General features: G+C 49.3%; 24 protein-coding genes and 1 pseudogene. 5 read left to right on the top strand and 20 right to left on the bottom strand.

Features of this window, described 5'->3' with window-relative positions:
* Nucleotides 1–19: 19 nt before the first annotated feature.
* From H8S18_RS05220 to H8S18_RS05195, 6 genes are all read right to left on the bottom strand, one after another.
* Complete coding sequence (locus H8S18_RS05220; RefSeq protein WP_186857244.1) at nt 20–1084, bottom strand: branched-chain amino acid aminotransferase; 1065 nt, start codon at nt 1082–1084, stop codon at nt 20–22.
* Between the two features lie 50 nt (nt 1085–1134).
* Nucleotides 1135–1767 carry a YigZ family protein gene (locus H8S18_RS05215; RefSeq protein ID WP_186857243.1) on the bottom strand — a complete coding sequence of 211 codons (633 nt, stop codon included), beginning with the start codon at nt 1765–1767 and terminating at the stop codon, nt 1135–1137.
* A gap of 2 nt (nt 1768–1769) precedes the next feature.
* Complete coding sequence (tyrS, locus tag H8S18_RS05210; RefSeq protein WP_186857242.1) at nt 1770–3002, bottom strand: tyrosine--tRNA ligase; 1233 nt, start codon at nt 3000–3002, stop codon at nt 1770–1772.
* Between the two features lie 33 nt (nt 3003–3035).
* Nucleotides 3036–4220: an aminotransferase-like domain-containing protein gene (locus tag H8S18_RS05205; protein ID WP_186857241.1), complete on the bottom strand. Its 1185-nt coding sequence runs from the start codon at nt 4218–4220 to the stop codon at nt 3036–3038.
* 138 nt (nt 4221–4358) lie between these two features.
* Nucleotides 4359–4571, bottom strand: coding sequence for a zinc ribbon domain-containing protein (locus H8S18_RS05200; protein WP_186857240.1), 213 nt, complete (start codon nt 4569–4571; stop codon nt 4359–4361).
* Nucleotides 4572–4585: 14 nt separating this feature from the next.
* Nucleotides 4586–5539, bottom strand: a complete 954-nt coding sequence (locus H8S18_RS05195) for an alpha/beta hydrolase (RefSeq protein ID WP_186857239.1) — start codon at nt 5537–5539, stop codon at nt 4586–4588.
* Between the two features lie 215 nt (nt 5540–5754).
* Between H8S18_RS05195 and H8S18_RS05190 the strand changes: the two genes are divergently transcribed.
* Nucleotides 5755–6447: an iron-sulfur cluster assembly scaffold protein gene (locus H8S18_RS05190; protein ID WP_186857238.1), complete on the top strand. Its 693-nt coding sequence runs from the start codon at nt 5755–5757 to the stop codon at nt 6445–6447.
* Nucleotides 6448–6461: 14 nt separating this feature from the next.
* Entirely contained in the window at nt 6462–7460 is a 999-nt protein-coding gene (locus tag H8S18_RS05185) for a GGGtGRT protein (protein ID WP_186857237.1), read from the top strand.
* 433 nt (nt 7461–7893) lie between these two features.
* Here H8S18_RS05185 and H8S18_RS05180 read toward each other — a convergent pair whose 3' ends face one another.
* Genes H8S18_RS05180 through H8S18_RS05160 form a run of 5 tightly spaced genes read right to left on the bottom strand, consistent with a single transcriptional unit; the run spans nt 7894 to nt 13504 of the window.
* Nucleotides 7894–8523: a class I SAM-dependent methyltransferase gene (locus H8S18_RS05180; RefSeq protein ID WP_207721653.1), complete on the bottom strand. Its 630-nt coding sequence runs from the start codon at nt 8521–8523 to the stop codon at nt 7894–7896.
* 7 nt (nt 8524–8530) lie between these two features.
* On the bottom strand, nt 8531–9055 hold the full coding sequence (locus H8S18_RS05175) for a flavodoxin (protein ID WP_207721651.1): 525 nt from the start codon (nt 9053–9055) through the stop codon (nt 8531–8533).
* Nucleotides 9056–9088: 33 nt separating this feature from the next.
* Complete coding sequence (locus H8S18_RS14615; protein ID WP_186857235.1) at nt 9089–11539, bottom strand: transglutaminase-like domain-containing protein; 2451 nt, start codon at nt 11537–11539, stop codon at nt 9089–9091.
* Nucleotides 11539–12540, bottom strand: a complete 1002-nt coding sequence (locus H8S18_RS05165; protein ID WP_186857234.1) for a DUF58 domain-containing protein — start codon at nt 12538–12540, stop codon at nt 11539–11541. The genes H8S18_RS14615 and H8S18_RS05165 overlap by 1 nt, the downstream gene beginning before the upstream one ends.
* A gap of 1 nt (nt 12541) precedes the next feature.
* Nucleotides 12542–13504, bottom strand: coding sequence for an AAA family ATPase (locus tag H8S18_RS05160; protein WP_186857233.1), 963 nt, complete (start codon nt 13502–13504; stop codon nt 12542–12544).
* A gap of 507 nt (nt 13505–14011) precedes the next feature.
* On the opposite strand from H8S18_RS05160, the gene H8S18_RS05155 reads away from it, so the two are divergent.
* The 3 genes from H8S18_RS05155 to H8S18_RS05145 all read left to right on the top strand — a co-directional run bounded on the left by H8S18_RS05155 (nt 14012) and on the right by H8S18_RS05145 (nt 16764).
* The gene (locus tag H8S18_RS05155; RefSeq protein WP_330598708.1) at nt 14012–14497 is read left to right on the top strand and encodes a MerR family transcriptional regulator; all 486 of its coding nucleotides are present in this window, start codon (nt 14012–14014) and stop codon (nt 14495–14497) included.
* A gap of 193 nt (nt 14498–14690) precedes the next feature.
* Nucleotides 14691–15359: a response regulator transcription factor gene (locus H8S18_RS05150; protein WP_186857232.1), complete on the top strand. Its 669-nt coding sequence runs from the start codon at nt 14691–14693 to the stop codon at nt 15357–15359.
* Complete coding sequence (locus H8S18_RS05145) at nt 15343–16764, top strand: sensor histidine kinase (protein WP_186857231.1); 1422 nt, start codon at nt 15343–15345, stop codon at nt 16762–16764. The genes H8S18_RS05150 and H8S18_RS05145 overlap by 17 nt, the downstream gene beginning before the upstream one ends.
* On the opposite strand, the gene H8S18_RS05140 is transcribed toward H8S18_RS05145, so the two are convergent.
* From H8S18_RS05140 to H8S18_RS05100, 9 genes and pseudogenes are all read right to left on the bottom strand, one after another.
* The gene (locus H8S18_RS05140; RefSeq protein WP_186857230.1) at nt 16758–17501 is read right to left on the bottom strand and encodes a DUF4405 domain-containing protein; all 744 of its coding nucleotides are present in this window, start codon (nt 17499–17501) and stop codon (nt 16758–16760) included. The genes H8S18_RS05145 and H8S18_RS05140 overlap by 7 nt on opposite strands.
* 2 nt (nt 17502–17503) lie before the next feature.
* Nucleotides 17504–18043: a flavodoxin family protein gene (locus H8S18_RS05135; protein WP_186857229.1), complete on the bottom strand. Its 540-nt coding sequence runs from the start codon at nt 18041–18043 to the stop codon at nt 17504–17506.
* A gap of 26 nt (nt 18044–18069) precedes the next feature.
* Nucleotides 18070–18813: pseudogene (locus H8S18_RS15035) on the bottom strand (cupin domain-containing protein).
* Nucleotides 18814–18828: 15 nt separating this feature from the next.
* On the bottom strand, nt 18829–19818 hold the full coding sequence (locus H8S18_RS05125) for an aldo/keto reductase (protein WP_186857228.1): 990 nt from the start codon (nt 19816–19818) through the stop codon (nt 18829–18831).
* A 40-nt stretch (nt 19819–19858) separates the two neighbouring features.
* The gene (locus H8S18_RS05120) at nt 19859–21325 is read right to left on the bottom strand and encodes a flavodoxin (protein WP_186857227.1); all 1467 of its coding nucleotides are present in this window, start codon (nt 21323–21325) and stop codon (nt 19859–19861) included.
* Between the two features lie 15 nt (nt 21326–21340).
* Nucleotides 21341–22015, bottom strand: a complete 675-nt coding sequence (locus tag H8S18_RS05115; RefSeq protein ID WP_186857226.1) for a flavodoxin — start codon at nt 22013–22015, stop codon at nt 21341–21343.
* Nucleotides 22016–22020: 5 nt separating this feature from the next.
* The gene (locus tag H8S18_RS05110; protein WP_186857225.1) at nt 22021–22590 is read right to left on the bottom strand and encodes a flavin reductase family protein; all 570 of its coding nucleotides are present in this window, start codon (nt 22588–22590) and stop codon (nt 22021–22023) included.
* Nucleotides 22591–22609: 19 nt separating this feature from the next.
* Nucleotides 22610–22969, bottom strand: a complete 360-nt coding sequence (locus H8S18_RS05105) for a MerR family transcriptional regulator (protein WP_186857224.1) — start codon at nt 22967–22969, stop codon at nt 22610–22612.
* Between the two features lie 94 nt (nt 22970–23063).
* Entirely contained in the window at nt 23064–23954 is an 891-nt protein-coding gene (locus H8S18_RS05100) for a LysR family transcriptional regulator (RefSeq protein ID WP_186857223.1), read from the bottom strand.
* Nucleotides 23955–24164: the final 210 nt, after the last annotated feature.

Below are 24164 nucleotides of genomic sequence, written 5' to 3'. Positions count from 1 at the left end.
CTCCAAAATGAACGGGGATTCAAATTTTTTCCGTCCACCCGAACTGGTCTTTGATTTCTCCATATTGGATGCCGGTCAGAATATCATAAAACTCGAGAGCGAGTTTCCCCATCTGACCGCCCGAAACCGTAACCGTTTCATCCCCGTATACAAATTCTCCGACAGGGCTTACCACTGCCGCCGTTCCCGTGCCGAACGCTTCACTCATTGCACCGGATTTCGCCGTTTCAACGACCTCGTCAATCGAAATTCTGCGTTCTTCCACGGTCATGCCCATATCGCGCGCGATGGTGATGACGCTGTCCCGCGTGATGCCGGGCAGGATACTTCCGTCAAGATCGGGTGTTACCAGTTTGCCGTCGATCACGAACATCATGTTCATGGAACCGACTTCTTCCACATACTTCCGTTCTTCTGCATCCAGCCACAAAACCTGGTCGCAGCCTTTTTCATGCGCTTCCACTCCCGCAATGAGGCTGGCGGCATAATTGCCCGCTGTTTTTGCAAAGCCCATACCGCCTTTGGCGGCGCGCACATATTCTTTTTCAATTAAAATTTTGACTGGCGCGAGGCCGTGCGCATAATATGCGCCAACCGGGCCCGTCATAATATAGAATACATATTCTTTCGCGGCAGAAACGCCGATAAATGGATCCATCCCCATATAATTCGGACGAATATAGAGCGCCGTTCCTTTTTCATGCGGAACCCAATCCTGCTCGACTTTTACAAGTTCACGCAACGCCCGGTGCGCAAACTCTTCGTCGATCTGCGGCATTGCAAGGCGTTTTGCCGAGCGGTTCATCCTGCCAAAATTATCTTTTGCCCGGAACAGCGCGATATCGCCGTTTACCTGGCGGTAGGCCTTCAGGCCCTCGAATACCTCCTGCCCATAGTGGAAAACAGTGGCAGCGGGCGACACTTTGAAATCTTCGTATTTTTTGATTTCCGCATCATGCCAGCCCTGTCCTTCGGTATACCGCATAAGGAACATATAATCCGAAAAAATCGTACCAAAGCCAAGCTTACTTTCATCCTCAGGTTTTTTCTTAAGCTCATTCGTCTCTAAAAATTTGATTTCCATACCCAAAATTCCCCTAATCGTATAAAAAATATTTATTCCGTCGGCTCATGCTAAACAACCGCTTCCGTCAGATAGCATTCGCCGTCTTTCTCATATACATCCGCGCCGAGAAACGCTTCCGTGATTTTTTTTACCACAGCATCGTAATCTGCCTGCCGGAACACCGCGCGCGCCTCGACTTTTTCACCGAAATCCGCTTCCACTTTCGCTCCATAGTCCGAAGCGATACTTTGAAGCTTCCCATAGTCCGCATAATCGATACGCAGCCGCAACGCTACGGCCGGAATGTGCATTTCCTTTTTCGCGGTGCGCAGCGCCTCCGACACCGCTCCGCTATAGGCGCGTACAAGGCCGCCCGCCCCGAGGAGCGTTCCGCCGAAATACCGGGTGACTACCGCGAGGATATTGGTGAGCCCGCTTTTGCGCAGCACCTCCAGCATGGGCACGCCCGCCGTTCCCTGCGGTTCCCCGTCATCCGAGCTTTTCTCGAAATTCCGGTTTGCACCGAGGATCATGGCAAAACAATTGTGCCGTGCGTTATAATGTTCCTTCCTAACCTCCCCGAGGACTTCTGCCGCCTGCTGCTCCGTCTCTACGGGAACAAGCCTGCACAAAAATTTTGATTTTTTGATTACAAGCTCGCTCGCGGCCTCCCCGGCAAGGCAAACATACGGTTTTTCCATATTTATCCGCGAACCAGAACCCTGTGAAACACCTTTTTGCCTTTTTTGATCATCGCTTCGCCGTCCACAAGGTCCGCTTCTTCCAGCGCACGGAATTCATCCGTAACTTTTTCCCCGTTCAGGCGCACGCTGCCCTGGACAATGAGCCGCCGTCCTTCCCCGCGCGATGCCGTAATCCCGCATGCAATCATGATGTCAATGAGCTGCGGTTTTTCTTTCCACTGAGCCGCCGTAAGCTCCGTCGTGGGAATACTGCCTCCTTCCCCGCCGCCGGAAAAAAGCGCTTCCGCCGCTTTTTGCGCTTCGCACGCGGCCTGCTCGCCGTGCACCTGTTTTGTTATCTCAAATGCAAGTATCTTTTTTGCATCGTTGATCTCATTATCTTTGAGGGCCGAGAGGCGCTCTACCTCGTCCATCGGCAGGAAGGTAAGCAGAGACAGGCATGTCCGCACGTCCGCATCCGCAACGTTCCTCCAATACTGGTAAAAATCATAAGGGGAAGTCTTCTCCGGATCAAGCCACACGGCGCCCGACTCCGTTTTCCCCATCTTTTTGCCATCGCTCTTTAAAAGCAGGGTAATCGTAAGGCCGTACGCCTTTTTGCCTTCCTCTTTCCGGCGTATAAGGTCCGCTCCCGCAAGGATATTCGACCATTGGTCGTCCCCGCCCATCTCAAGCGTACATCCGTATTTGCGGTTTAAGACCAGGAAGTCATACGCCTGCATCAGCATATAGTTAAACTCAAAAAATGTGAGGCCTTTTTCAAGGCGCTGTTTATAGCATTCCGCCGTCAGCATCCTGTTTACAGAAAAACAGGTGCCGATCTCCCGCAGGAACTCCACATAATTGAGGTCAAGGAGCCAGTCGGCATTGTCTACCATGATGGCTTTTCCCTCGGAAACATCAAGGAAACTGCCGATTTGTTTTTTAAAAATCTCTGCATTATGCGCGATCACCTCGCGGGTCATCATCTTACGCATATCGGATTTTCCGCTTGGATCGCCGATCATCGTTGTTCCGCCGCCCACGAGGATGATCGGGGTATGGCCCGCGCGCTGCATATGCGCCATGGCCATCAGCTGAACAAAGTGGCCGACGTGAAGGCTGTCTGCCGTCGCATCGAACCCAACGTAGAATTTCACCTTTTCCCGGCCGAGCATTTCCTTCAGGCCTTCATGGGTCGTCTGCTTGACAAAACCTCTTTCCTGTAATGTATCAAAAACGTTTCCTGCCATCGATTCAAAAACTCCTCTTTCTATCCGTCTGGTTTATTTTGTCAAAAATTCATACTGGCGGATCACCCTGCTCATGCGCTCCACACCCGTCTCGATCTGGTTTACGGTCGGCATTGAAAAATTCATGCGCAGCGTATTTTCATGGCCGCCATCCGCGAAAAACGGACTTCCCGCCACAAACGCTACCTTTTCCATTACGCACGCATCGAACAGTTTGCGCGCATCCATCCATTCGGGAAGCGTCACCCATACAAAAAGGCCGCCCTGAGGGCTGGTATGGCTCACCCCATCCGGAAAATAGATATCAATCGCCCGCAACATCGCGTCGCGGTGCTCTTTATACGTTTCACACAGCATCCTGACATGGTCGTCATAGATTCCCCGCTCGATAAACTTCATAACGAGCGTCTGCGAAAGATTGGACGTATGCACATCCGCCCCCTGTTTTAAGAGGTTAAACTTTGCTATGACCTCTTTATTGGCGATTGCGTACCCGACGCGCAGGCCGGGAGAGACCGTTTTGGAAAAACTGGAGAGCTTGCACACAAGCCCGCAGTCATCCAGCGATTTGATGCTGGGAAGCGGCGTTCCTTCATAACGCAGTTCCGCATATGGATCATCTTCCAGAATCAGCACGCCGTACTGTTTGCAAATATCGTAGACTTTCTGCCGTTTTTCCGCGCTCATCGTGATGCCCGACGGATTCTGGAACGTTGGGATCGTATAGAAGAATTTAGGATTATATTCCTTAATTTTCGCCTCGAGCATATCCGTATCCGGCCCGTCTTCCTGCAGGTCTACCGTTTTGATATCGGCGTCCGCAAGCCGGAATGTCTGCAGGGCACCAAGAAACGACGGGGATTCCGCAAGCATGACATCGCCTTTTTCAATCATTGTACGAGCGAAAAAATCAATCCCCTGCGAAGAACCTGAAAGCACAATGAGATCATCGTCCTCTTTCATGATTTCTTTGTTTTTTTCCTTCAGTACATCAATAAAATGTGCAATGCCCATGGTGCCTCCGTATTGGAGTACGGACTTGCCGTCATCTACGATGACCTGTTCGCTGATATCTGCAAGCATATCCGCAGGAAAAAGATCGGGAGAAGGATTCCCTCCCGCAAATGAAATCATTCCCGGGACGCCGAGAAGCCCGAAAATTTTACGGATCTCGCTTCCACCCACACCATCAAAACGTTCTGCAAATCGATACATCATTTCCATCTGCCCTTCCCCTGAAAATAATTATACGCATTATATTATACTTTCAATGAAGTGCAAATACAAGCAAAAATCCGCTTTCCCTGCAAGTTTTGGGGACGCGGATTTCATTTTTTACAATTTATTCATTTTTCATTAACGCCCAACCAGAAAATCGAGAATGTTCCAGCCGTCCGAAGTCTTTCCTTTATATAACTCCGTATACCCGCATTTCACGCAGCTGACCGTGATGAATTTTTTGTTCTGTACATCAAACAGCTTTGAAAAGTTTCCTCCGGTTGCCTGGAACTGATCGCTTTCATATTGCGTGCAGCCGCATTTAGGGCAAATATACTGTACTTTTTCCATTGTGTTTCTCCTCTTCAATCAAGATATTTCCCAACGAACGCATGAACCGCATCCCAGTAGCGCTGCGGTTCAAGCTGCACCGATTCGCCGTGCTGCGCGCCATGCACCACCAGTTTTTCCTTCTCGCACGCCGCGGCTTCATATACTTCGTCCAGCATGAAAAACGGTACGAAGGTATCCGCGTCGCCGTGGATAAAAAGCGTGGGCGTTTTGGATTTTTTTACCTGCCGAACCGATGAGGCTTCCTGAAAAGAATAGCCTGCACGGCGTTTCGCCATCCCATTTGCAATATGCATAATGGGAAACTGCGGAAGCCCGAACACCTTCTTCAGTTGGATGGTGAATTCTTCCCATACATCCGTATAACCGCAATCTTCCACAGCCGCGCGGACATTCTCGGGAAGCGGCTCGCCTGTGGCCATCATGACCGTTGCCGCGCCCATGGAAACTCCATGCAGGACGATTTGCGCCTCAGGATCCTTGCCAAGGATCGTTCCCCTGATCCATCCGATGATATCGTGGCGGTCAAGCCAGCCCATACCATAATAATCCCCCTCGCTGCCTCCGCTGCCGCGCAGGTCGGGCAAAAGCACATTCCAGCCTTGTTCATGCCAATGCTTTGCCGCAAGGCCGAGCTTCAGGCCATTGCCTGAGAAACCGTGGATGCAGACGGCCCACAGGTGCGACGGCCGTTCGGAAGCGAGCTCCCGCGCGACAAGGCGAAGCCCGTCCTGCGAGCATTGGCTGTGCATGGTGAATTCCTGTGTATTCAGCCATTCGTTTGCGAGCTCTTTTTCCGTCTTTTTGTTTGCCATACCGTCCGCGCTTTTATTTGCGTTTGTTTTGAACACCTTTTCCTTGGTCCTTTTTGCATTCACAGCCACGTCAAATATCTTACTGGCGGCGGCAAGGACCACAATCAGAAATAAAATGAGAACGGCAGCGGCCACAATTGGGATCCACAGCATCGTACTTCCTCCATTTTCCTTTTCCCCCGCTTAAGAATATCACCCATTTTCTTTTTGTTCAACCGGAAAAAGAATGCTTTGGCGCGGGCGGCAGGCAACGGGAAATAATCTTAAAAATATAATGACGACTTCTCGCCTGATATGCTATAATATTTTATGTATGGCTTAATATTTTATATGAAAGCAATAAATTTTCAAGGAGGTCAAAAAATCCCATGCAATACTCAAAAGAAGTAGAAGAAATGGTATGCGTGAAAAAGGGACCGCACCACGGCCCGGCTCCGATACCTGAAGAAGGCAAATGGGTAAAATCCAAACAGATCACAGACATCTCCGGCCTCACGCACGGCGTAGGCTGGTGCGCTCCCCAGCAGGGTATGTGCAAGCTGACGCTGAACGTGAAGGACGGCATCATTGAGGAAGCCCTCATCGAGACGAGCGGCTGCTCGGGCATGACGCACTCGGCTGCAATGGCGGGCGAAGCGATCGTCGGTAAGACGCTTCTCGAAGCGCTCAACACGGACCTTGTGTGCGACGCGATCAACACCGCAATGCGCGAGCTGTTCCTGCAAATCGCTTACGGCAGGACGCAAACCGCATTCTCTGAAGGCGGCCTGCCAATTGGCGCGGGCCTTGAAGATCTCGGAAAGGGACTCCGTTCGCAGGTCGGTACGATTTTCTCTACCAACAAAAAGGGCGTCCGTTACCTCGAGCTGGCAGAAGGCTATATCCTCGAGATGGGGCTTGACGCAAACGACGAGGTGATTGGTTATAAATTCGTACGTCTCGGCAAGATGATGGAAGATATCCGGAACGGCGTTGAACCGAGGGAAGCGTATGAGAAAAACATCGGCACGTACGGCAGATACGACGACGCGGTCAAATACATTGATCCGCGCAAAGAATAAGGAGGGCGATTAACATGGTTACATTTGAAGGTTATGAAAGAAGAATTGCCCAAATTGAAAAGTGCATGAAAGAATACGGCTTCGGTTCCCTTGAGGAAGTGAAACAGTATACCGTGGATAAGGGCCTCGACGTGGACGGCATCGTACGCGGCATCCAGCCCATCGCTTTTGAAAACGCAATCTGGGCGTACACGCTGGGCGCGGCCGTCGCCCTCAAAAAGGGCTGCAAGAAGGCTTCCGAAGCGGCGGAAGCAATCGGCATCGGCTTGCAGGCGTTCTGCATTCCCGGTTCTGTTGCGGAGCAGCGGCTTGTCGGCCTTGGCCACGGGAACCTCGCCGCGATGCTGCTCGAGGAAAAAACGAAATGCTTCTGCTTCCTCGCGGGGCATGAATCCTTCGCCGCGGCGGAAGGAGCGATCGGTATTGCCAAAACGGCAAACAAAGTACGGAAAGAAAACCTGCAGGTTATCCTGAACGGCCTTGGCAAGGACGCGGCGCAGATCATTTCCCGCATCAACGGCTTCACCTATGTTGAAACGGATTATGATTATGCGACGGGCAAGCTGAACATCGTTTCCGAAACCAAATATTCGGAAGGCGACCGCTCAAAGGTTCGCTGCTACGGTGCGGACGACGTAAACGAAGGCGTTGCGATCATGCGCCACGAGAGCGTAGATGTTTCCATCACCGGAAACTCCACCAACCCCACACGCTTCCAGCATCCGGTTGCGGGCACCTATAAGAAATGGGCGATTGAAAACGGCAAAAAATACTTCTCCGTTGCTTCGGGCGGCGGCACGGGCAGGACACTGCATCCCGACAACATGGCGGCTGGTCCGGCTTCGTACGGCATGACCGACACCATGGGCCGCATGCACGGCGACGCGCAGTTCGCGGGCAGCTCTTCCGTTCCGGCTCATGTGGAAATGATGGGCCTCATCGGCATGGGTAACAACCCGATGGTTGGCGCTTCGGTTGCGGTCGCGGTTGCGGTCGAGGAAGCGATGAAATAAGTATTTTAAAGTTATGGTTTCAGTGCGAAATCAGCGGCTTTCAGCCCATCACCCTCATGCCACTGCGCTTGGTGCTGGGGAAAGCCTTGCATACGGTGTCCCAGCGGTTCAATCTTCGGTTCTGCCGGGTTCATCGTCAAAAGATTCTTTAGGTACGATTTAACTGAGACACATCATTTGCGGAAACAGCGCAATGATGTGTCTCACTTTTTTTGCGAATCATATTCCCTTGACGGGAGTGACCGGAAGCGAAAAAAACTATATGGCACGAAGCATGGTGCATCCAGCCTCTCCAAAAGGATCCGGCCGCACAAGGCAGCCTCCGCAGGTCCCGATAATCTGCAGCCTTATAATGCTTTCCTGGCCGGGCGGGCATTGAATTCCGGCGCGTTTAATATCCGGCATATTTCCCTCACCGAATATTAAACGCATGTTAATTGGTATAACAGTAGTACTGGAACCACCGGATTAAATGCCGCTTGCGAAATAGTAATTTGAATACTCCCGTTTCTATGAGCATATCATGGCAAACCGGATTCAAATAGATAAAATAAATTTTGCGTGGATTTTTTGCCAAGCTATACAGGATATGATTGAGCATCTTCCGGAAAACAGCGCGCGGGAAAGAGTTGAAAATATAAAAATAGTTGTAATCGTCATAGCATTCAAACTCCGCCGCGTCCGCCTGTATCACTGTGCATTGCGGCAAATGGAGTTTCTTAAAATTTTCCCGCGCCGTTTGGCACAGCTCCTTTGAAAATTCGATCCCATCAATATACGCAAAGGGAAAACGGCTCATCAAATACATTGCCTTTCCTTTCCCGCATCCAATATCTACGATCACATCTGTATCTTTAATGGGAAGCTTATCCAAAACTTCTTTTAACCCGTCTGTAGATGGTTGGTATTTATTCCCGTGCAACGGCGCCGGGTTTTCTTCCCATGCGGCAAAATCCACGCCAAGTTTCCTATCCTCCGCACACGCTTTCTTTACCCACAAATTGCATAACGTTCTGTATAATTTTGTTTGTTTTAACGCCTTTCGCTTCACAATTTCCTCCATATAGTTTTTACCTCGTCATACCGGTATTGCGCAGCCATTCGGCTACCGTTTTCCTTGTTGTTTCCTTACTTGCGTCCGGCCCATAAACTTCCAAAAGGCTCATGACCGTAGCCTCCGGACATAATTTCATAATGTCCTCCTTTATTTGTTCTCCCCCGCTTCCTCCATGGGTGCAAAAAGGAACGATGACTTTTCCCGAAAAATCATGCGTTGCCAAAAACGCTGCAACCGGCGGCGCAATGGTGCCCCACCAGTTTGGCGACCCGACGAAAACAGCATAATAGCCTTCCAAATGCGTGGGGGAAGCCTGCAAAACAGGAAAATACCCGGACCTGATTTCATCCCTTGCCCGTGCCACAAGCTGTTCATATTTTTGTGGGTAAGCCTGTTCCGTACGTATTCGGAATGTGTCGCCGCCTGCTTCCCGCTGTATTGATTCCGCCAGCCGGTACGTATTTCCTGAAACAGAAAAATATGCCACCAATATAGAATGCAGGTCTTTTTTTAGCTCATTATTTTCCGCAAACGACATAATCGTTACCTCCTGATTTTATTCATAAGAGTGTTATAATCCTTTCCAAAACAGCAGCAGCCTCTTCCACCATTTCAAAGTGGATAATGCCTGCCGTCTTTTTGCCTGTGCTTCATTTTCCATGAAACGTACTTTTTCGGCAGACACGGAACGGGCGCCAAAACGCGCTTCCCGCGCTACTCCAGTGGCCTCCCGCGATACAACATCCCGCCCATAAGCGGAAAATTCGCAAAGATAAGCGTACATACACAGCACCGCTCTATTGCTGTCGGGCTGCCGGAAAGAACGCATCCATTTGATGCGGCGGCAAACAGGCAGAAGGAGCAGCACCCCGCCAACTACGGCAATCACGCATGACAGCCATGCTGTATTTTCCTTTCCGGATGAAGCCGGGGTATCTGTTTCTATTGTGGAAGACGCGCCGCCCTTTTCCGGTTCCGAAATTTGAACCGGAAAAGGAGTTTCCGCCGGAGCAGACGTTTCTTCTGTCCGCCGCATCTCTATACCCTCCTGCATTCCAGCATCGTTTTCGCCGCCCTTGCCTTTTTCTATATTTGCAGATAATAGCTCCTGTGGAACGGCATCTCCGCCGGGGGTTGATTCGACAGGAGTCCAGCCTAAATCAGGAATCCATATTTCCGCCCACGCATGTGCCGTTTTAGCCGATACCTGTGCCTGTCCATTGCTGTCAAAATCGCTTTTTTGGACAACATATCCCTCTACATACCGCGCAGGAATGCCCAACGCACGCAGCATTGCCGTTGTTGCACTTGCAAAGTGTACGCAATATCCCTTGTTGCTTTCCGTTAAGAAATATTCCACAAAATCCCGGTTTTGGGGTTGCTGCCCCGGAGTGGTTGTATAAACGCCAGAACCGCGAACCGCTTCTGCCACTGATCCGGCAAGCCCGTTCCAGCTATAATATGGTGCATTTCCATTGGCAATAGTTCCTGTTTTTTCCGCCCACCACGCGAGGAGTTGTTCGCGCAATCCGTCCGGAAGCTGCGTATATTCTTCCGTAATATAACGCAGGTAATTGGCGTCAGTATTTTCCTGCGGGTAGAACAAGGAAAGGGTATCCACGTCTTCGGGCGGGTTATGGAAATATTCGTATGCCCTTTCCATGGCATCCTTTGTAATAGCATCCCCGCCCTCATTCAGCAATACTCCTGCCGCAGTACTGGTGAACCCGATATTATATCCTTCAAATGATATGCTTCCAGTTTTTCTGTTCCCGTTTTTATCCATATTGCTTACCAGCCATTGCGGTACCGAATGGCCGCTTCCCGAAATTACGACCGTTTGTTCCGCGGCGCCATAGATTTCATAGGTATAAGTATCTTCCCCTTCGGAAGGAAGATAGTTATCGCCGATCCAGCCGGGCTGAATGGCAGTATTTTGTATTTGCGCAAAGCGGTAGGGTGTAAACAGCCACGGCGAATCCACCCTTGCCGGCTCAATCCTTATTTGGGAACGGTTTCCCCCAAAGTAGTCCGTTCCGTTTCCCGTAAGATATGCCATTGGCTGCACCTCAATTTCACTCCTTTCAAACGAAGTTCCGCCAGTCTGTATCCATTCGTGTCCCGTATATTCGGAAGCCGCATACCCACGCAGATAGATATCCTGTGGTTCACTTGCGTATATGTTCAATACCGTACTGTCCGAAAGCAGGACGCTGCCTGTTGCGTCAAGATTCGTGCTTCCTTCGCGGTTCCCGATCGGACCGCCTGAAGCGCCGGCGAGCGTATAGCTAACGTCCGCTGCCGCGTCTTTTATTTGCTCCCGGAAAGCAATCGTCGTGGATGACGGCGTATAGCTTTCCTGTGGAAATATTGCAAAAATTGCCAGGGAAACCGCCGTGCATAGCGCAAGGCACATCGCCCTGCTTTTTGCAATCCCTTTCTTTTCCGGCTTGGGCAGGCGGGCTTGTAAAAGCAGCGCTGCCCAAAAAGCGAGCAAAATTGCCATAAAGATACCTGGCAGTGTATTCGTAAGCATATATGCGAAGGCAACCGGCGGGATTGTAATTAAGAGGGCAACCGGGGTATTTCTTCGTACCACGACTATCCAGGCCATCCACAGGGCATAAGGCACCAGCGTATAGATTTCAAACCAAAGGCAGGCCGTTTCGGCATTTCCCATGAATGGTTGGATGACCGGTGATTCATAATGCATCGCCTCTATAAAATATGGTGAAAGTATCCGCGAAAAAGCAATCGCCCCGTAGGCAATTTGTTCCCAAAATATAAACCCGAAAACGATCCAAAAGCACAGGAAGCAAAACAGGATAAAACGTCTCTTCCTCCCTGCAAATACAGTGAGTAAAACGAAAAAAGCGCAGCATGAAAGGGTTGCCGAAAACAAAACAATCGGAAACTCCGGAAGGGAAAAGGATATATGGAAAATTCCTGTGACGGAGATAAGGCCCGCGAGACAGAATACCAGGGACAGTAGTTTGTTCGCGCCAAATTTTTCTTTCCTCATTAAAATTCCTCCAACAGTGCTGAAAGATCAATCGGTAAAACTGCATCCGGAGAAACAAGCATGACGGCTTTATCGCCATAACCGGGCCCTGCCGCCAGGAATCTTTTCGATAAAAGGCGATCCTCGCCGGGCATATCCTTCAGAGCCGGCCACAACTCTGCATCAAGCTCTTTTTTCCCCGTGATGATCCGCACTTCCCCTTGCTCTATCCAAAATATACGGAAACGGTATCCCTCCTTCTCGAACGCGTCCAGCACGCCAAACAAACGGCCGAGAGAACGGTGAAGTTCACGGGGCTTTCCATTCCAGATAAGGCCCGCGCATGCGCAGCGTGTTTCGTTTATCTTTGCATATTCCCGTACAACCGTTTCCCCCTTTCTTGCAGTCAGTTTCCAATGAATTGCCCGCAAAGAGTCCCCTTCCCTATAATCCCGTACCCCCAGCCATTCACTGCCGTTTTCGCTTATATGGGAAAAATTTTGACCGGTATATTCCGCAAATGGCCATATATCGCCTTCGAAAGGAATTGCCTCCGGCAAAAGCAACGTCTCTATTGGCTGGACTGTTGAAACAGGAAGCCAAAAAATCCCTAATAAATCCATGATATGCGCACGGGAAATCGAGCTGCGAATTACTCCGCAAACCTCTTCGTCGATGTGCAGGGAATAAGCTTCTCCCGGTGCAAGATATATTTCATATTTGTCCATTATCCCACTGAACAGATTTTCAGCCACCAGCTTTATTCTCGCCGCAGTCATAGGAATACCGGAAGATTCCACATAAAAAACAAGATCGAAACCTTCCCCTTTTTCCGTTTGGCAACCTCCGCATTTCATTCCTACGCGGCATCCGCGCATCGAGATAAGCGTAAGGGCCACGCTCAAAAGCGGCAGCAGCAACGCAAAGATAAAAATAATCCACGATACATACCACGTATAAAATACATAGTACAAAAACGAAGCTGAGAGAAAGGCAATATACAAAAACCTACGCCATGCCATATTACCGTTCCCTCAAGACAGGTGCTTTTATGGAGCGTAATATCTCCATCAGAATATTTTTTGCCGGTTTCTTCTGTTGTTTTGCCCGTGGCGATAGAACCAGGCGGTGCGCCGTACATTCAATAAATACGTCTTGAATATCTTCGGGAATTACAAAATCCCGGCCCGATATATAAGCCGATGCCTGCGCCAGCGCAGCAAGTGCAACGCTGCACCTTGGGCTGGCACCGCGCGCGATCATTTCATGTGTCCTCGTTGCCCGCACAAGCCGTATCAGATATGCGTAAATATTTCTATGGATATATATCCCGGAAACGTCCCGCCGCATATTTGCCAGTCCCGCTGCATCTGTAACCCGTGCAATTGGTTCCATTTCATAATTTCCATGTTTTCGCCGCAGCAATTCAAGCTCCTCCTGTTCCTCTGGATAGCCTATGGACAGGCACATCATAAACCTGTCCGTCTGCGAATCCGGCAGGAGCTGTGTTCCCGATGAACCGAAGGGATTCTGGGTTGCGATTACCATAAACGGCTGTGGCAGCGGATGCGTGATCCCATCCACCGTAACGGCGTTTTCCTCCATTGCTTCCAGCAACGCCGATTGGCTTCTCGCGGATGCGCGGTTTATTTCGTCCGCTAAAAGCAAATTACACATCGCCGCGCCCGGCTTGTATTCCAGTGTATGGGAGTCCTGCCTCAACATCGTGAATCCCGTGATATCGGACGGCATAATGTCCGGCGTAAACTGTATCCTGTTGCAATGCAGGTCAAGCACCTTAGAGAAAGCTGTGGCCAGCGTTGTTTTCCCTACGCCGGGAATATCCTCCAGGAGCACGTGCCCACCCGCGAGCAGCGCCATCAGGACCCTGCGCACCGTTTCCCCGTTTCCAAGGAATGCCTTCTCCACTTCCATAATTATTTGTTCACATCCTGATGTATGTTGAACGGCTGGAATCGTATTCATACTGTTCACCTCTTTTACCAGCGTATGGAATTTATGTGAAGATTTTGTGAGAAAATCCGCAGATTTTTGTTAGATAATGCAGTCTCTGCAGTCTTTACATTTTGTTCAAAATTTTCGCAAAAAGCTCTCACAATTTACACATAATATGAACGCAAATCACAAGGAAACTATATGGAAACCAACGTTTCCATGTTCCCTCTTGATTTTTCTTAATAGATACAGTTCTGCGGAACGGAAAGGAGGGGATTCGCAGGGTCAACACTCTTAGCAGAAAACAAATACCGGCAGAACAATACTGCCGGCAGGAAATTCGGGCAACGGCATATAAAAACAGCTATACATCTTTCCCCCGGGAAAGGATTCCGAACATCTCCGTTTGCCTTGCTGATATGATAAAGAGATAATAGAGACACGAAAAAGGCCCGTCCTATCCGGCGTTCCACGATTACGCCGTAGGATGGATGGGCCTTTAGACTTCAGGCAGGTCAATCGTGTTGACATTCCACAATTTTACCGTTAACTGCTTGCACGGTTTTTGCTATTTATACACTGAAACAATTCGCAAAAATGTTTCAAACGACAGAACACACAATTCGTTACTACACTGATATAAATTTATTGCCTCGTGAGCGCGACAAGGGCAACCGCCGCATTTTCAATGAAGAATCTATAAACTGGATGCAGGGAATTGTTTGTCTGAAAGGCTGCGGCGCGTCGATTGAGGATATTAAAGAATATTGTGAATTGTGCCGCTTGCCAGAATCCAAAGAAACGCTTTCAGCCCGTTATCAGATCATACTTCGCCAGCGGGAACAGGCGTACCAACGGGTTGAGGAAGCAAAGGCAACCGCCGCTTATATGGACGAAAAGGTAAAGCATTACGAAAAAATCTTAGCCGGGGTTATTCCAGACGATACGAACCCGGAAAATTGGACGGAAGACACACGCCGGAGAAACATTGATGCTTTACAGAATCGTGGAAGATTCCTGTAAAATTCCTGTTTGATGCTTTGCCGCGCGTGAGCATTTCCTGCCGGTAAAACCAGGGGACACTTGCCATGAGCCTGTGTCCTTTGGTTTTTTCTAATATTGCAGTGCAGGAAAATTCTGAGGATTTTGTGAAGTTTATCCTTGCCTTAAAAATATATGATATAATTCATTTACCAAGAAAAATGAGGGTAAATTTATGCAGAAACTTTTAATCGTCGACGACGATCCATACCTGCGTTCTCTTGTCAGAACATATGCTGAAAACGAAGAATTTGAATGCCTTGAAGCGGAAAATGGCCGTGTCGCGCTCGATATCGCGGGCCTGGAGCCTATCGATATTATCGTGCTTGATATTATGATGCCTGAAATGGGCGGATACGAGGCCCTCGCCAAACTGCGGGAATCAAGCGACGTTCCTGTGATTCTCCTGACTGCCCGATCCGAAGAATATGACAAGTTATACGGTTTTAATCTCGGGGCTGATGACTATGTGCCAAAGCCATTCAGTCCTAAAGAACTTATGGCCCGCGTTAAAGCCGTTTTGAAGCGCGGGCGCGCTATCCAGGATGAGAGTCTTGAATTTGGTTTGCTCAAAATAGGAAAACGCTCCCACCTCGTAACGGTAAATGAAGAAACGGTTATCTTGACGCCAAAAGAATTCGACCTGCTTATTTTTCTTGCCGAAAATCCAAATATCGTTATGGACCGGGATACGCTCCTGAAAAAAGTATGGGGGTATGATTATTTTGGCGATTCCAGAACTGTTGACACGCACATCAAATCATTGCGTGACAGGCTTGGAAATTGTCGTAAAATGATAAAAACGGTATGGGGAGTCGGATACAAATTTGAATACGAAGCGTAGAAATTTCATTTCTTTTTTAAAAAGCAAATTCACCATCCGCGTATGGCTCGCAATCATGCTCCTTGTGGCTGTCAGCATCGCTTTTTTATGGACGATCCAGCTTGGCCTTTTCGAGCGCAGCTATATCGATGCCGCTGTGAACGAAATGGAAAACCGTGTGGAACCAATCATCGAAGATATCGATAGCTATGGCATGGAAGAAGCGGTCAGCTATATCAGCGCCGCAGTGCACGGTAAAGTGTTCCTGCTCGATGGAGACGGTGATTTGTTATATGCCTACGGTATCGGTCTTCCTGCAGTTCTGGATGAAGTTGATGAAAGTATGATGCATTATTTCAGCGAGAACCTGGAGCAGGTTCTCGCGGGCCAGGATTACGAACAGCTGATCCGTGACGACCGGCAGGATTTAAAGCTCGCACAGGGAATTCCCGCTAACTACAAGGGTCAGAATTATGCAATATTTACGTTTACCTATATGGATGAAATCAGTGCGATGCAGGTCGTCAATTTGCAGCAGCTCTTCGTGCTGTCCGTCGCTCTCGCAGTTGCCGCCGGTTTCCTTGCATTTCTGCTGGCAAGGCATTTAGTAAAGCCGCTGAAAACCATTGAAAAAGCAGTCAACCGGATGACAGAAGGGGATCTGACTGCAAAGCCCGGCCTTACGCGCAGTGATGAATTGGGGCAGTTATCCGATTCCGTCGAAAAGCTCGGCATATCCCTCCAGCGGGTGGATGTGCTGCGCAAGGAGGTCATTGCAAATGTGTCCCACGAATTGCGCGCTCCCCTCTCCGTTATCATTGGTTACAGCGAAATGGTGCGCGATATTTCCGGCAAAGATGAAACAAAGCGCACCGAGCACATGGATCTCATCATTCAGGAAGCAGAACGGCTGAGCCGTATGGTCAGCGATATTATGGATTATTCCCAATTCCAATCGGGATATATTGTGCTGAAAAAATCTGAAACCGATTTATATGCCCTTGTGGAATCCGAAGTGATCTATGCAAGAAAGGTCGCTGCACCTTACCGTATCTCTATTTTATTGGAAAATGGCATCGGGGCTGTCTCCCTGTATCTTGATCCCATCAAAATGAGCCAGGTGCTGCGCAATTTATTGAACAACGCAATCAACAACACAAAAGATGGGGAAACTATTACAGTTTCTATTGCCAGGCAAAATAGCGTTGTACGGGCCGAGGTGAAAAATCCCGGGCCGGCGATCCCGCCGGAGGAACAGGAAATTATTTGGGAGCGTTACCGTAAGAGCCAGCATCAGGGCAGCCGGAGGGAGGGCACGGGCATTGGCCTTTCCATCGTCAGCACGATTCTGGAGGCGCATGGCATAAAGTACGGTGTTGAGTCTGCAAATGGGACGAATACTTTTTGGTTTGAAATCAATCAATGAATGATTTCTTCCTTGTTAAGATTCTCGAAGCCTCTCCTTTGATTTTTCCTGTCTCCTTTGATTTTTCCTGTCTCCTTTTTCCGGAAAAATTTCGAGAAGTAATGTGCCAGAAAAATGAACAGGCCCATCAATGCCAGATAGTCAAGATAAAACAATACCTGTGGCTCACCGTAATCAAGGAACACGAATTCCGTTTGCAGAAACAGGTAGCTCGCCAGATTTCGTTTGATAAAAACAAACGCGCCATATCCCGCAACTAAGGCTCCCGCCGCAAAAAGCGATGCGAAACGCGCTTTTGAGGGCTTTGTTTTTGTTCGTTTTTCCATCATGCCAATGACCATATTCCAATGTAATCCAAGGTGCAGGCTCATGAGTACAAACCCCCAGTATGCCCCGATAATATGCAGCCGTCTTGCAACCGCCATACCTCCTTCCACCGGGAGAAATGCGAATACATGGCGTGACATCATAATTCCGCTATACATCTGGATAACGACCGCGGCGAGCAGCAGGATATTCACACATAACCCGAGAATGCGCGCCGGAGTATAACGTCCCCTGAACAGGTTTTTATACCAGCCCACGTTCAGGATATGGTGTATGACAAACAAGGCCAGCATACCCGCGCCTGCCCATTCATGCGCTTCGTCTCCCCAGAACTGATATCCCATCAGGAAAAGAAGCGTCAGTGTCAATAGCACATCAATCAGCGTCTTCATTGTTGCCTTGGGCTTCATAGTTACATACCGATCCTTTTTCCAAATTCATATGCCTGCTGCGGAAAGCGGGTTTTGCTTGTCATAGCCGGCGTTCCGCAGCCCGTTCCCAAAATCATCCCCTGGTTACTGAACCTCAAATAACGGCATAGAGTCATGTAATGTCCTTCGATCTCTTTCATTGTCCACTCCCCGCTGTCCCATGCCGCAACAATCAAAGCTGTTTTCATCTGTTTTGCCATCAGTTCCCCATTAAAACTGTAAAACCGGTCGATTAATATTTTAAGCTGTGCAGACATGCCAAAATAATAGAGCGGCGTCACAAAAACCATCATATCTGAGGTAAGTACGGCTTCACGCACCCCTTCCATATCGTCTTTTTGGCAACATGGTCCGGACATCCTGCAAGCATCGCACCCAATACACGGATGCAGGTTTCCATGCGCCGCATCAAATTCTGTAATATCGTGTCCTTTTTCTTTCGCGCCCCGTATAAAATGGCCTGCCAGCAGGTTCGATGAACTGTGCTCGTGCGGACTGCTTTTAATTACAAGTATCTTCATTTTAGATTTTTTCTCTCATATCTTTTTTACTCAAGTTTGCCGTAATCTTCCTCGCTGACAGGTTCCAGCCATTCATTCGCCGTATTTTCGCCGGGAATCTCGACTGCCAAATGCGAAAACCACCCGTCCCGCGCCGCGCCGTGCCAGTGTTTTACACCGGCCGGGATGACCACCACATCACCGGGGTACAGTTCTTGCGCCGTTTTGCCCCATTCCTGATACCACCCTCTGCCGTCTGTACAAAGCAATATCTGCCCGCCGCCTTCTTCCGCCTTATGGACATGCCAGTTATTCCGGCAGCCGGGTTCAAAGGTGACGTTCGCAATAGCCACGCCTTCGGTGGTAAGCATGTTCAAATAACTTTGCCCTGTAAAATACTGGGCAAAGGCATCGTTTGGCCCTCCGATTGGAAAAACTGTTTCCTTATATACCGCTTCTTTCATACGTTTTTTCCTCCTGTTTTTAATCTCTCCAGATTTCCTTCGCGATCCGAAAGCGGCCCATGCGTTTGGCCAGCCGCTGTAAAAGGCCAATTGGGCAAGGCCCTCGGCGCTCTCTGTTTTTGTAACGCTGTTGTCTTTCCAAGATGGAAATCGAGGGGGATGCACCGGTCGCTCGCGCCGTTACGGTAATCAAGCGGCGGCCGCGCGGGGAAAGCCATTCCTCCCGCAACCATACCTCTCCAACACATCGTCGTTGAGTTGCGCAAACTTAGGTGCAAATGCTCCCGGCGCTTCCTTTCCTTCCGTTACTTTTTTATTTGACGCCATGCTATCCTCCATTTTTTAGCGGTTGTTTTCCGCCATCACGCCAGCAAGCCTGTGCGGCACATACGGCGCCTCCAGATATTTGGTTTCGTCTTCGGTTAAAACAGCATCGGCTGCCCGCGCCGTTCCTTCGACTTGCGTAAGTTTCGTAACGCCTACTACGGGTACCGCGTCTTTCTTCAGCAGCCACGCAAGCGCAACTTCTGTCATGGATATGCTCCGCCGTTCAGCTATTTCAGCCACACGTCCGATGATAACGCCGTCCTGGCTTGCCGTGGTGTCATATTTAAACCTGGCGTAATTATCTTCCCGGAACCGTTTGGATGTTTCCCCCGGGCGCTTTGAAAGCCTTCCGCCCGCCAACGGGCTATACGGCGTCATAGCGATATGGTCTTCCCTGCACAGCCGCGCCATTTCCCGTTCCTCCTCCCTGAAAATGAGGTTGTAGTGTCCTTGGATAGAAATAAACTTTGCGAGGCCCTCTTTTTCAGCAAAAGAATTGGCTTTGGCGAGTTGATACGCATAACAATTTGAAATTCCAATATAACGCGCTTTCCCCGCCTGAACAGCATGATTCAGCCCTTCCATGATTTCCGGAAGCGGAGTATTATAGTCCCACATATGATAGATATATAAATCTACATAATCCATTCCAAGGTTCTTCAGGCTTCGGTCCAGCATAGTTTCAATATGCCGTTTCCCATCGACGCCTTCATTTATTTCCTGCTTTGTGCGCGGTAAAAATTTCGTTGCTACGATTACTTCATCGCGTTTTGCAAAATCCCGCAGCGCCCGGCCGGTATATTGTTCGCTCGTCCCGTTTTGGTACGCAATCGCGGTATCATAAAAATTTATTCCAAGTTCCAGTGCACGCTTTATTATTTCACGCGACTCCTCCTCGCTTATCGTCCAACTGTGCTGCCCGGTTGCCGCATTGCCAAATCCCATACAGCCCATGCAAACGCGCGATACATTTAAATCAGATTTTCCCAACCTTGTATATTCCATCGTATAGTGCCTCCTTGCCGAATTTAGTATATCTTTCCGCTTACTGCCGGGAAATTCCGTTGACAGCCAGCCACCCGCTTATGTCGTCGGGCAAGGAATCTCCTCCCGAATAGTGTACGGACAACGCCTCCCCCATCGCCGCATCCGGGGCCAACTTCGCAATTGCCGTTAGGCTTTGTCCAAACCGCCCGCCTCCGTGGCTGCAAAAGGGGATAATCGTTTTCCCTGAAAAATCATATTCTTCAAGAAAAGAAGCGACCGGCATCGGAATAGACGCCCACCAATTGGGATACCCCAAAAGGATCGTATCATATTGCTCCATATTCCCCACATGTGCCGCCAATTCCGGGCGCGCCTGCTCGTTCTGGTCGCGCTGGGCTTCTTCAAGCACAGTATTATAATCATCTGAATACGGCGTCGCCAGGGTAATTTCAAATACATCCGCTCCGGTTTGCCGTCCGATTTCTTCCGCGATCCCTTGCGTGTTGCCGCCCCATGAGAAATAAGCGATCAAAACGTTTCCTCCGGCCGTATTTCCCGTGCTCCGCACTGCCGTTCCCTCGACGCTGCCCGTCCCGGGAGCGGCGCTGCGCACCAACCGGATGCCAAGATTAAAGCTTCCCTTATCCGCCGCCAATGCCGCACGGTAGGCAGAACGTATATTTTTGGCAAAATCATTCCATCCGCCGCCCCGGTAAACGCGAAGCGTCCCTGAAGCAGGCCCTTCCGGATCTGTCTGGTCTCCGTTGTCATAAGCGCCGTAATAGTCCCAGACCCATTCTCCCACGTTGCCGTGCATATCGTAAAGGCCAAAACTATTGGGCGCAAAGCTGCCCACCGCCACAGTGGTCTCGCGGTATTCTCCTGGCTGCGTGTCGAGGTTCCCCTGCGAAAAATAGTTGTCTTCAATCTGGTACGGGTAATGCCCGTAGTAATTTGCTTCCTCCGCGCTAATAGATGTTTGCGTATTAAACGGAGTTTGCGTCCCTGCCCGACAGGCATATTCCCATTCTGCTTCAGTGGGAAGCCGGTATCCATCCGCTTCTTTATTCCAAGCGATATGTTGTCCATCCACAGTATAGGCAGGCGTAAGCCCTTCCTTTTCACTGCGGGCATTGCAATAAACGATTGCATCCAGCCACGAAACATTTTCTACCGGCAGGTCTTCTCCTGAAAAGCTGCTGGGATTACTCCCCATGATTTCCCCGTACTCGGCTTGTGTCAATTCAAACGGATCCATATAGAAATTGCTGACCGTAACCGTATGCTGTGTTTCGTCGTCGCTCCTCCATGCTTCTGAATCCGGGCTGCCCATCCGGAATGTCCCTCCTTCGACAAGAATGAACCCGTCTGTACTTCCGCTCTGCACATTCTCCTTGGGTTCAGTTGCGGCGGCAGCCGCCTGCCCTGTTGCAGTTCCACTGCCCTGCACTCCGCTGCCGGGGCCGCAGGCGGCGAAGAATGAAACCAGCATTAGGCAAAGTAAAAACGCGGTGATCCGTTTCATTTTCGATCCTCTCCTTTAGCCTTCCGTGCCGATGCTGCTTAGCCATTGTGCAACCGCATTTCCCGAGTCCGCCGCTTCCGAGCTGCCTAATGAAAGGCCTTCTAATACGGTGGCGCCCGGTTCCATGTTTTCAATTACACTGATCGTTCCCGAAAATCCGCTGCCGCCGCTGGTTACAAAGGGAGCAATGGTCTTCCCGGAAAGGTCATAATCGTCCAGGAAGCTGTAAAGGATCATTGGCATATCGCCCCACCAGTTGGGAAAGCCCAGATAAATAACCTCATAGTTTTCGATGTTTTCAATATTGCCGGCAATGGCTGGACGCGCATCATTTTGCTGTTCCTCCTGTGCGATATCGAGCAGGGCGTCATAATCGTCCGTATAGGGTTCTTCCGGTACGATTTCAAAGACGTCCGCTCCCGTCTGGGTCTGTATCTCGTTTGCAACTGCCTGCGTATTGCCGGACCACGAAAAATATACGATCAGGGAGTTCGCGGCGCTTCCCTGAGGCTCTATGGCTGCACTTGTCTCCGCCGCGGGTTGGCTCTGCACTTCCTCCGCCTGCGTTGCGGTTGCCTGCGCAGGCTGCAAAGATGAAGCTGCAGGATCGGGCTCGGGCGTTGTTGCGCTGCACGCCGCGAGGGTAAGCCCCAATGCGGTTGATATGATGAATGATATTACTTTTTTCATTTGTTTTACTCCTTCCGGCCTTTATTTGATTTATTTCTGCCAAGCGTCATGCATTTGGCGATGGTTTTTCCCGTTTGCAGATAAGCGTATCCGGGCATCTCGAACAGGACTGGTTTAAATTTTTCATAATCGATTTTCCCCGTTTCGCTGAGGATTTTTTCTTCCGCGTAGGTATGCTCGATTTCCAGGATGAAATTATCGAACGCTTCCGTTTCATAATTATCCACAACACTGCATTCCATACTGATTTTTGCTTCGTTCACCAACGGCGCCGTGTTTTGCCCGATGCTGAAGTCGAATACTTCGGATTTATCCGTCTCGTTTCCGCTGACGCATCCGACATAATCCGCTTTCTCCAGCATCGCTTCATCTACGATATTAACGGAAAGTGTCTTTGTCTTCCGGATTCCCCTGTTTGTATAATGGGTTTTCGCAAGGCTTACCATGATTCGGTCATGCCCCATGATGCCGGTATGGCCCGCCAAGACCCAATTCGGTTTGTCTCCTATCAGTGCGCCTACCACTACAAGCGGTGTTGGATATAGCCCCAATACCGGGCCTAAATCTTTCTTCATTGTTTTATCCTCCTGATTTCTATTGATTCCTTTTTTCGGCATTTTGTATTTTGTATCTGAGGTAATCCAGACGGTCCAACTGCTTTTGCCGCAAATGCAGTTCGTCAAGGGTGCTTCCACGTTTTTTATTCAGCATATGCAGCCGTTCTTTCCCTGTCGATTCGCCTTCCAGCAGCAATTTCATATACTCCTCTATTTCGCCGTTTTCAAATCCTACGTCATGCAGCGTCATAATCATGCTCAACCGTTCCAGGTCCTGCCCGTCATACTGCCACGCGCCCATAACCTTTTTCACCTCGCCGCACAACCCCCAGCTTTCGTATTCTTCCAGAACCTCAATGGGAATGTTATACTGTTTGCTTGCTTCATCGATCGTCATTTTCCTGCCCCGCCTTTCCCGCTTCACAAAATAAATAAAGATGCTCCTTCGGAACATCTTTATCTTAAATTCTTATTCGCTTTATGTCTAATGCTTATATTTTATCGTTTGAAATGCCTTTTAGGTATTGCGATGCGTATTCAATAAATGCCGCAGTAGTTGGGGAAAACACTTGGTCTTTCTTCCATACCAGGGCGGTAACAGTCTCAACCGGCGGGTACAAAGGAATAAAACGGAGATTTTCGTAGATACAATCGAGCTTGATACAAATAACGGTTCCGATTCCGCTTTCTGCCATCATTGCCTCGTTATAAAGTAAATTTCCACTGGCTGCAATATGCATCTGCCCGTATGCGCCGCCAAGCCAATTCGCTAAATCGTTTTGTACATATTCCCTTGATGTCGTAATCAGCGGGATTCCCTCCAAATCTTCCGGCGTTATCTTCTCCTTTTCTGCCAAACCGGAATCCAGCCTTGTCAAAACGCCCCATCTTTCTTTCACCGGCATCGGCACAAAATTATATTTTTGAATATCCGTTGGGCCTCCCATCACCCCAATGTCAAGCAGTCCCCTCTCTATTTGGTCCTTGATATTATCAGCATTGCCGCTGTAAATCCGGTAACTGACCAGAGGATGCTTTTCTTGGAATGCCGCCATAATTTGTGAAAATATCCGGGTGCTGCGAAATTCGCCGCTGCCAATCGTGATTTCCCCCGACAACTTCTCCTCTTCCCGGATGAAATCCCTTTTCGTTTTATCCGCAAGAGCAATAAGCTCTTGTGCCCGGCGTTTTAAAAGCATTCCGTCCTCTGTGAGGACAATATTATGCTTACTGCGGGTAAACAGTTTTACGCCAAGTTCTTCTTCCATCTGCATGATCTGCCGCGAAAGCGTAGGCTGCGTCACATGCAAAAGCTGCGCGGCTCTGGTTATATTTTCTTCCCTTGCAACCGCAAGAAAATATTTTAATACGCGAATCTCCATGTGGATCCCTCCCTTCATTTCAAACATACGGGAATTTCTATATCTATTTTAGACAGGTTTGAACGCCCTTTTTGCAAATTATTGAAAATACCCTCACAATTTTTTCACAACTTGCGGTTAAAGTGATTCTAAAGATGTTTCAGAAAATTGCTGAAACAAATCCATACCCGGAAAGGATATTGCTTTGAAACAGGTTGCTATTGGTTTCAT

The organism is Christensenella tenuis, assembly GCF_014287795.1.
In the GTDB taxonomy this organism is placed as follows: Bacteria; Bacillota; Clostridia; order Christensenellales; family Christensenellaceae; genus Christensenella; species Christensenella tenuis.
This window is presented reverse-complemented; position numbering and strand designations above follow the sequence as displayed.

Coding starts and splice junctions, on each gene's coding strand:
- H8S18_RS05220 (WP_186857244.1), bottom strand. CDS start 1,084: ATGGAAATCAAATTTTTAGAGACGAATGAGCTTAAGAAAAAACCTGAG.
- H8S18_RS05215 (WP_186857243.1), bottom strand. CDS start 1,767: ATGGAAAAACCGTATGTTTGCCTTGCCGGGGAGGCCGCGAGCGAGCTT.
- tyrS (WP_186857242.1), bottom strand. CDS start 3,002: ATGGCAGGAAACGTTTTTGATACATTACAGGAAAGAGGTTTTGTCAAG.
- H8S18_RS05205 (WP_186857241.1), bottom strand. CDS start 4,220: ATGATGTATCGATTTGCAGAACGTTTTGATGGTGTGGGTGGAAGCGAG.
- H8S18_RS05200 (WP_186857240.1), bottom strand. CDS start 4,571: ATGGAAAAAGTACAGTATATTTGCCCTAAATGCGGCTGCACGCAATAT.
- H8S18_RS05195 (WP_186857239.1), bottom strand. CDS start 5,539: ATGCTGTGGATCCCAATTGTGGCCGCTGCCGTTCTCATTTTATTTCTG.
- H8S18_RS05190 (WP_186857238.1), top strand. CDS start 5,755: ATGCAATACTCAAAAGAAGTAGAAGAAATGGTATGCGTGAAAAAGGGA.
- H8S18_RS05185 (WP_186857237.1), top strand. CDS start 6,462: ATGGTTACATTTGAAGGTTATGAAAGAAGAATTGCCCAAATTGAAAAG.
- H8S18_RS05180 (WP_207721653.1), bottom strand. CDS start 8,523: ATGGAGGAAATTGTGAAGCGAAAGGCGTTAAAACAAACAAAATTATAC.
- H8S18_RS05175 (WP_207721651.1), bottom strand. CDS start 9,055: ATGTCGTTTGCGGAAAATAATGAGCTAAAAAAAGACCTGCATTCTATA.
- H8S18_RS14615 (WP_186857235.1), bottom strand. CDS start 11,539: ATGAGGAAAGAAAAATTTGGCGCGAACAAACTACTGTCCCTGGTATTC.
- H8S18_RS05165 (WP_186857234.1), bottom strand. CDS start 12,540: ATGGCATGGCGTAGGTTTTTGTATATTGCCTTTCTCTCAGCTTCGTTT.
- H8S18_RS05160 (WP_186857233.1), bottom strand. CDS start 13,504: ATGAATACGATTCCAGCCGTTCAACATACATCAGGATGTGAACAAATA.
- H8S18_RS05150 (WP_186857232.1), top strand. CDS start 14,691: ATGCAGAAACTTTTAATCGTCGACGACGATCCATACCTGCGTTCTCTT.
- H8S18_RS05140 (WP_186857230.1), bottom strand. CDS start 17,501: ATGAAGCCCAAGGCAACAATGAAGACGCTGATTGATGTGCTATTGACA.
- H8S18_RS05135 (WP_186857229.1), bottom strand. CDS start 18,043: ATGAAGATACTTGTAATTAAAAGCAGTCCGCACGAGCACAGTTCATCG.
- H8S18_RS05125 (WP_186857228.1), bottom strand. CDS start 19,818: ATGGAATATACAAGGTTGGGAAAATCTGATTTAAATGTATCGCGCGTT.
- H8S18_RS05120 (WP_186857227.1), bottom strand. CDS start 21,325: ATGAAACGGATCACCGCGTTTTTACTTTGCCTAATGCTGGTTTCATTC.
- H8S18_RS05115 (WP_186857226.1), bottom strand. CDS start 22,015: ATGAAAAAAGTAATATCATTCATCATATCAACCGCATTGGGGCTTACC.
- H8S18_RS05110 (WP_186857225.1), bottom strand. CDS start 22,590: ATGAAGAAAGATTTAGGCCCGGTATTGGGGCTATATCCAACACCGCTT.
- H8S18_RS05105 (WP_186857224.1), bottom strand. CDS start 22,969: ATGACGATCGATGAAGCAAGCAAACAGTATAACATTCCCATTGAGGTT.
- H8S18_RS05100 (WP_186857223.1), bottom strand. CDS start 23,954: ATGGAGATTCGCGTATTAAAATATTTTCTTGCGGTTGCAAGGGAAGAA.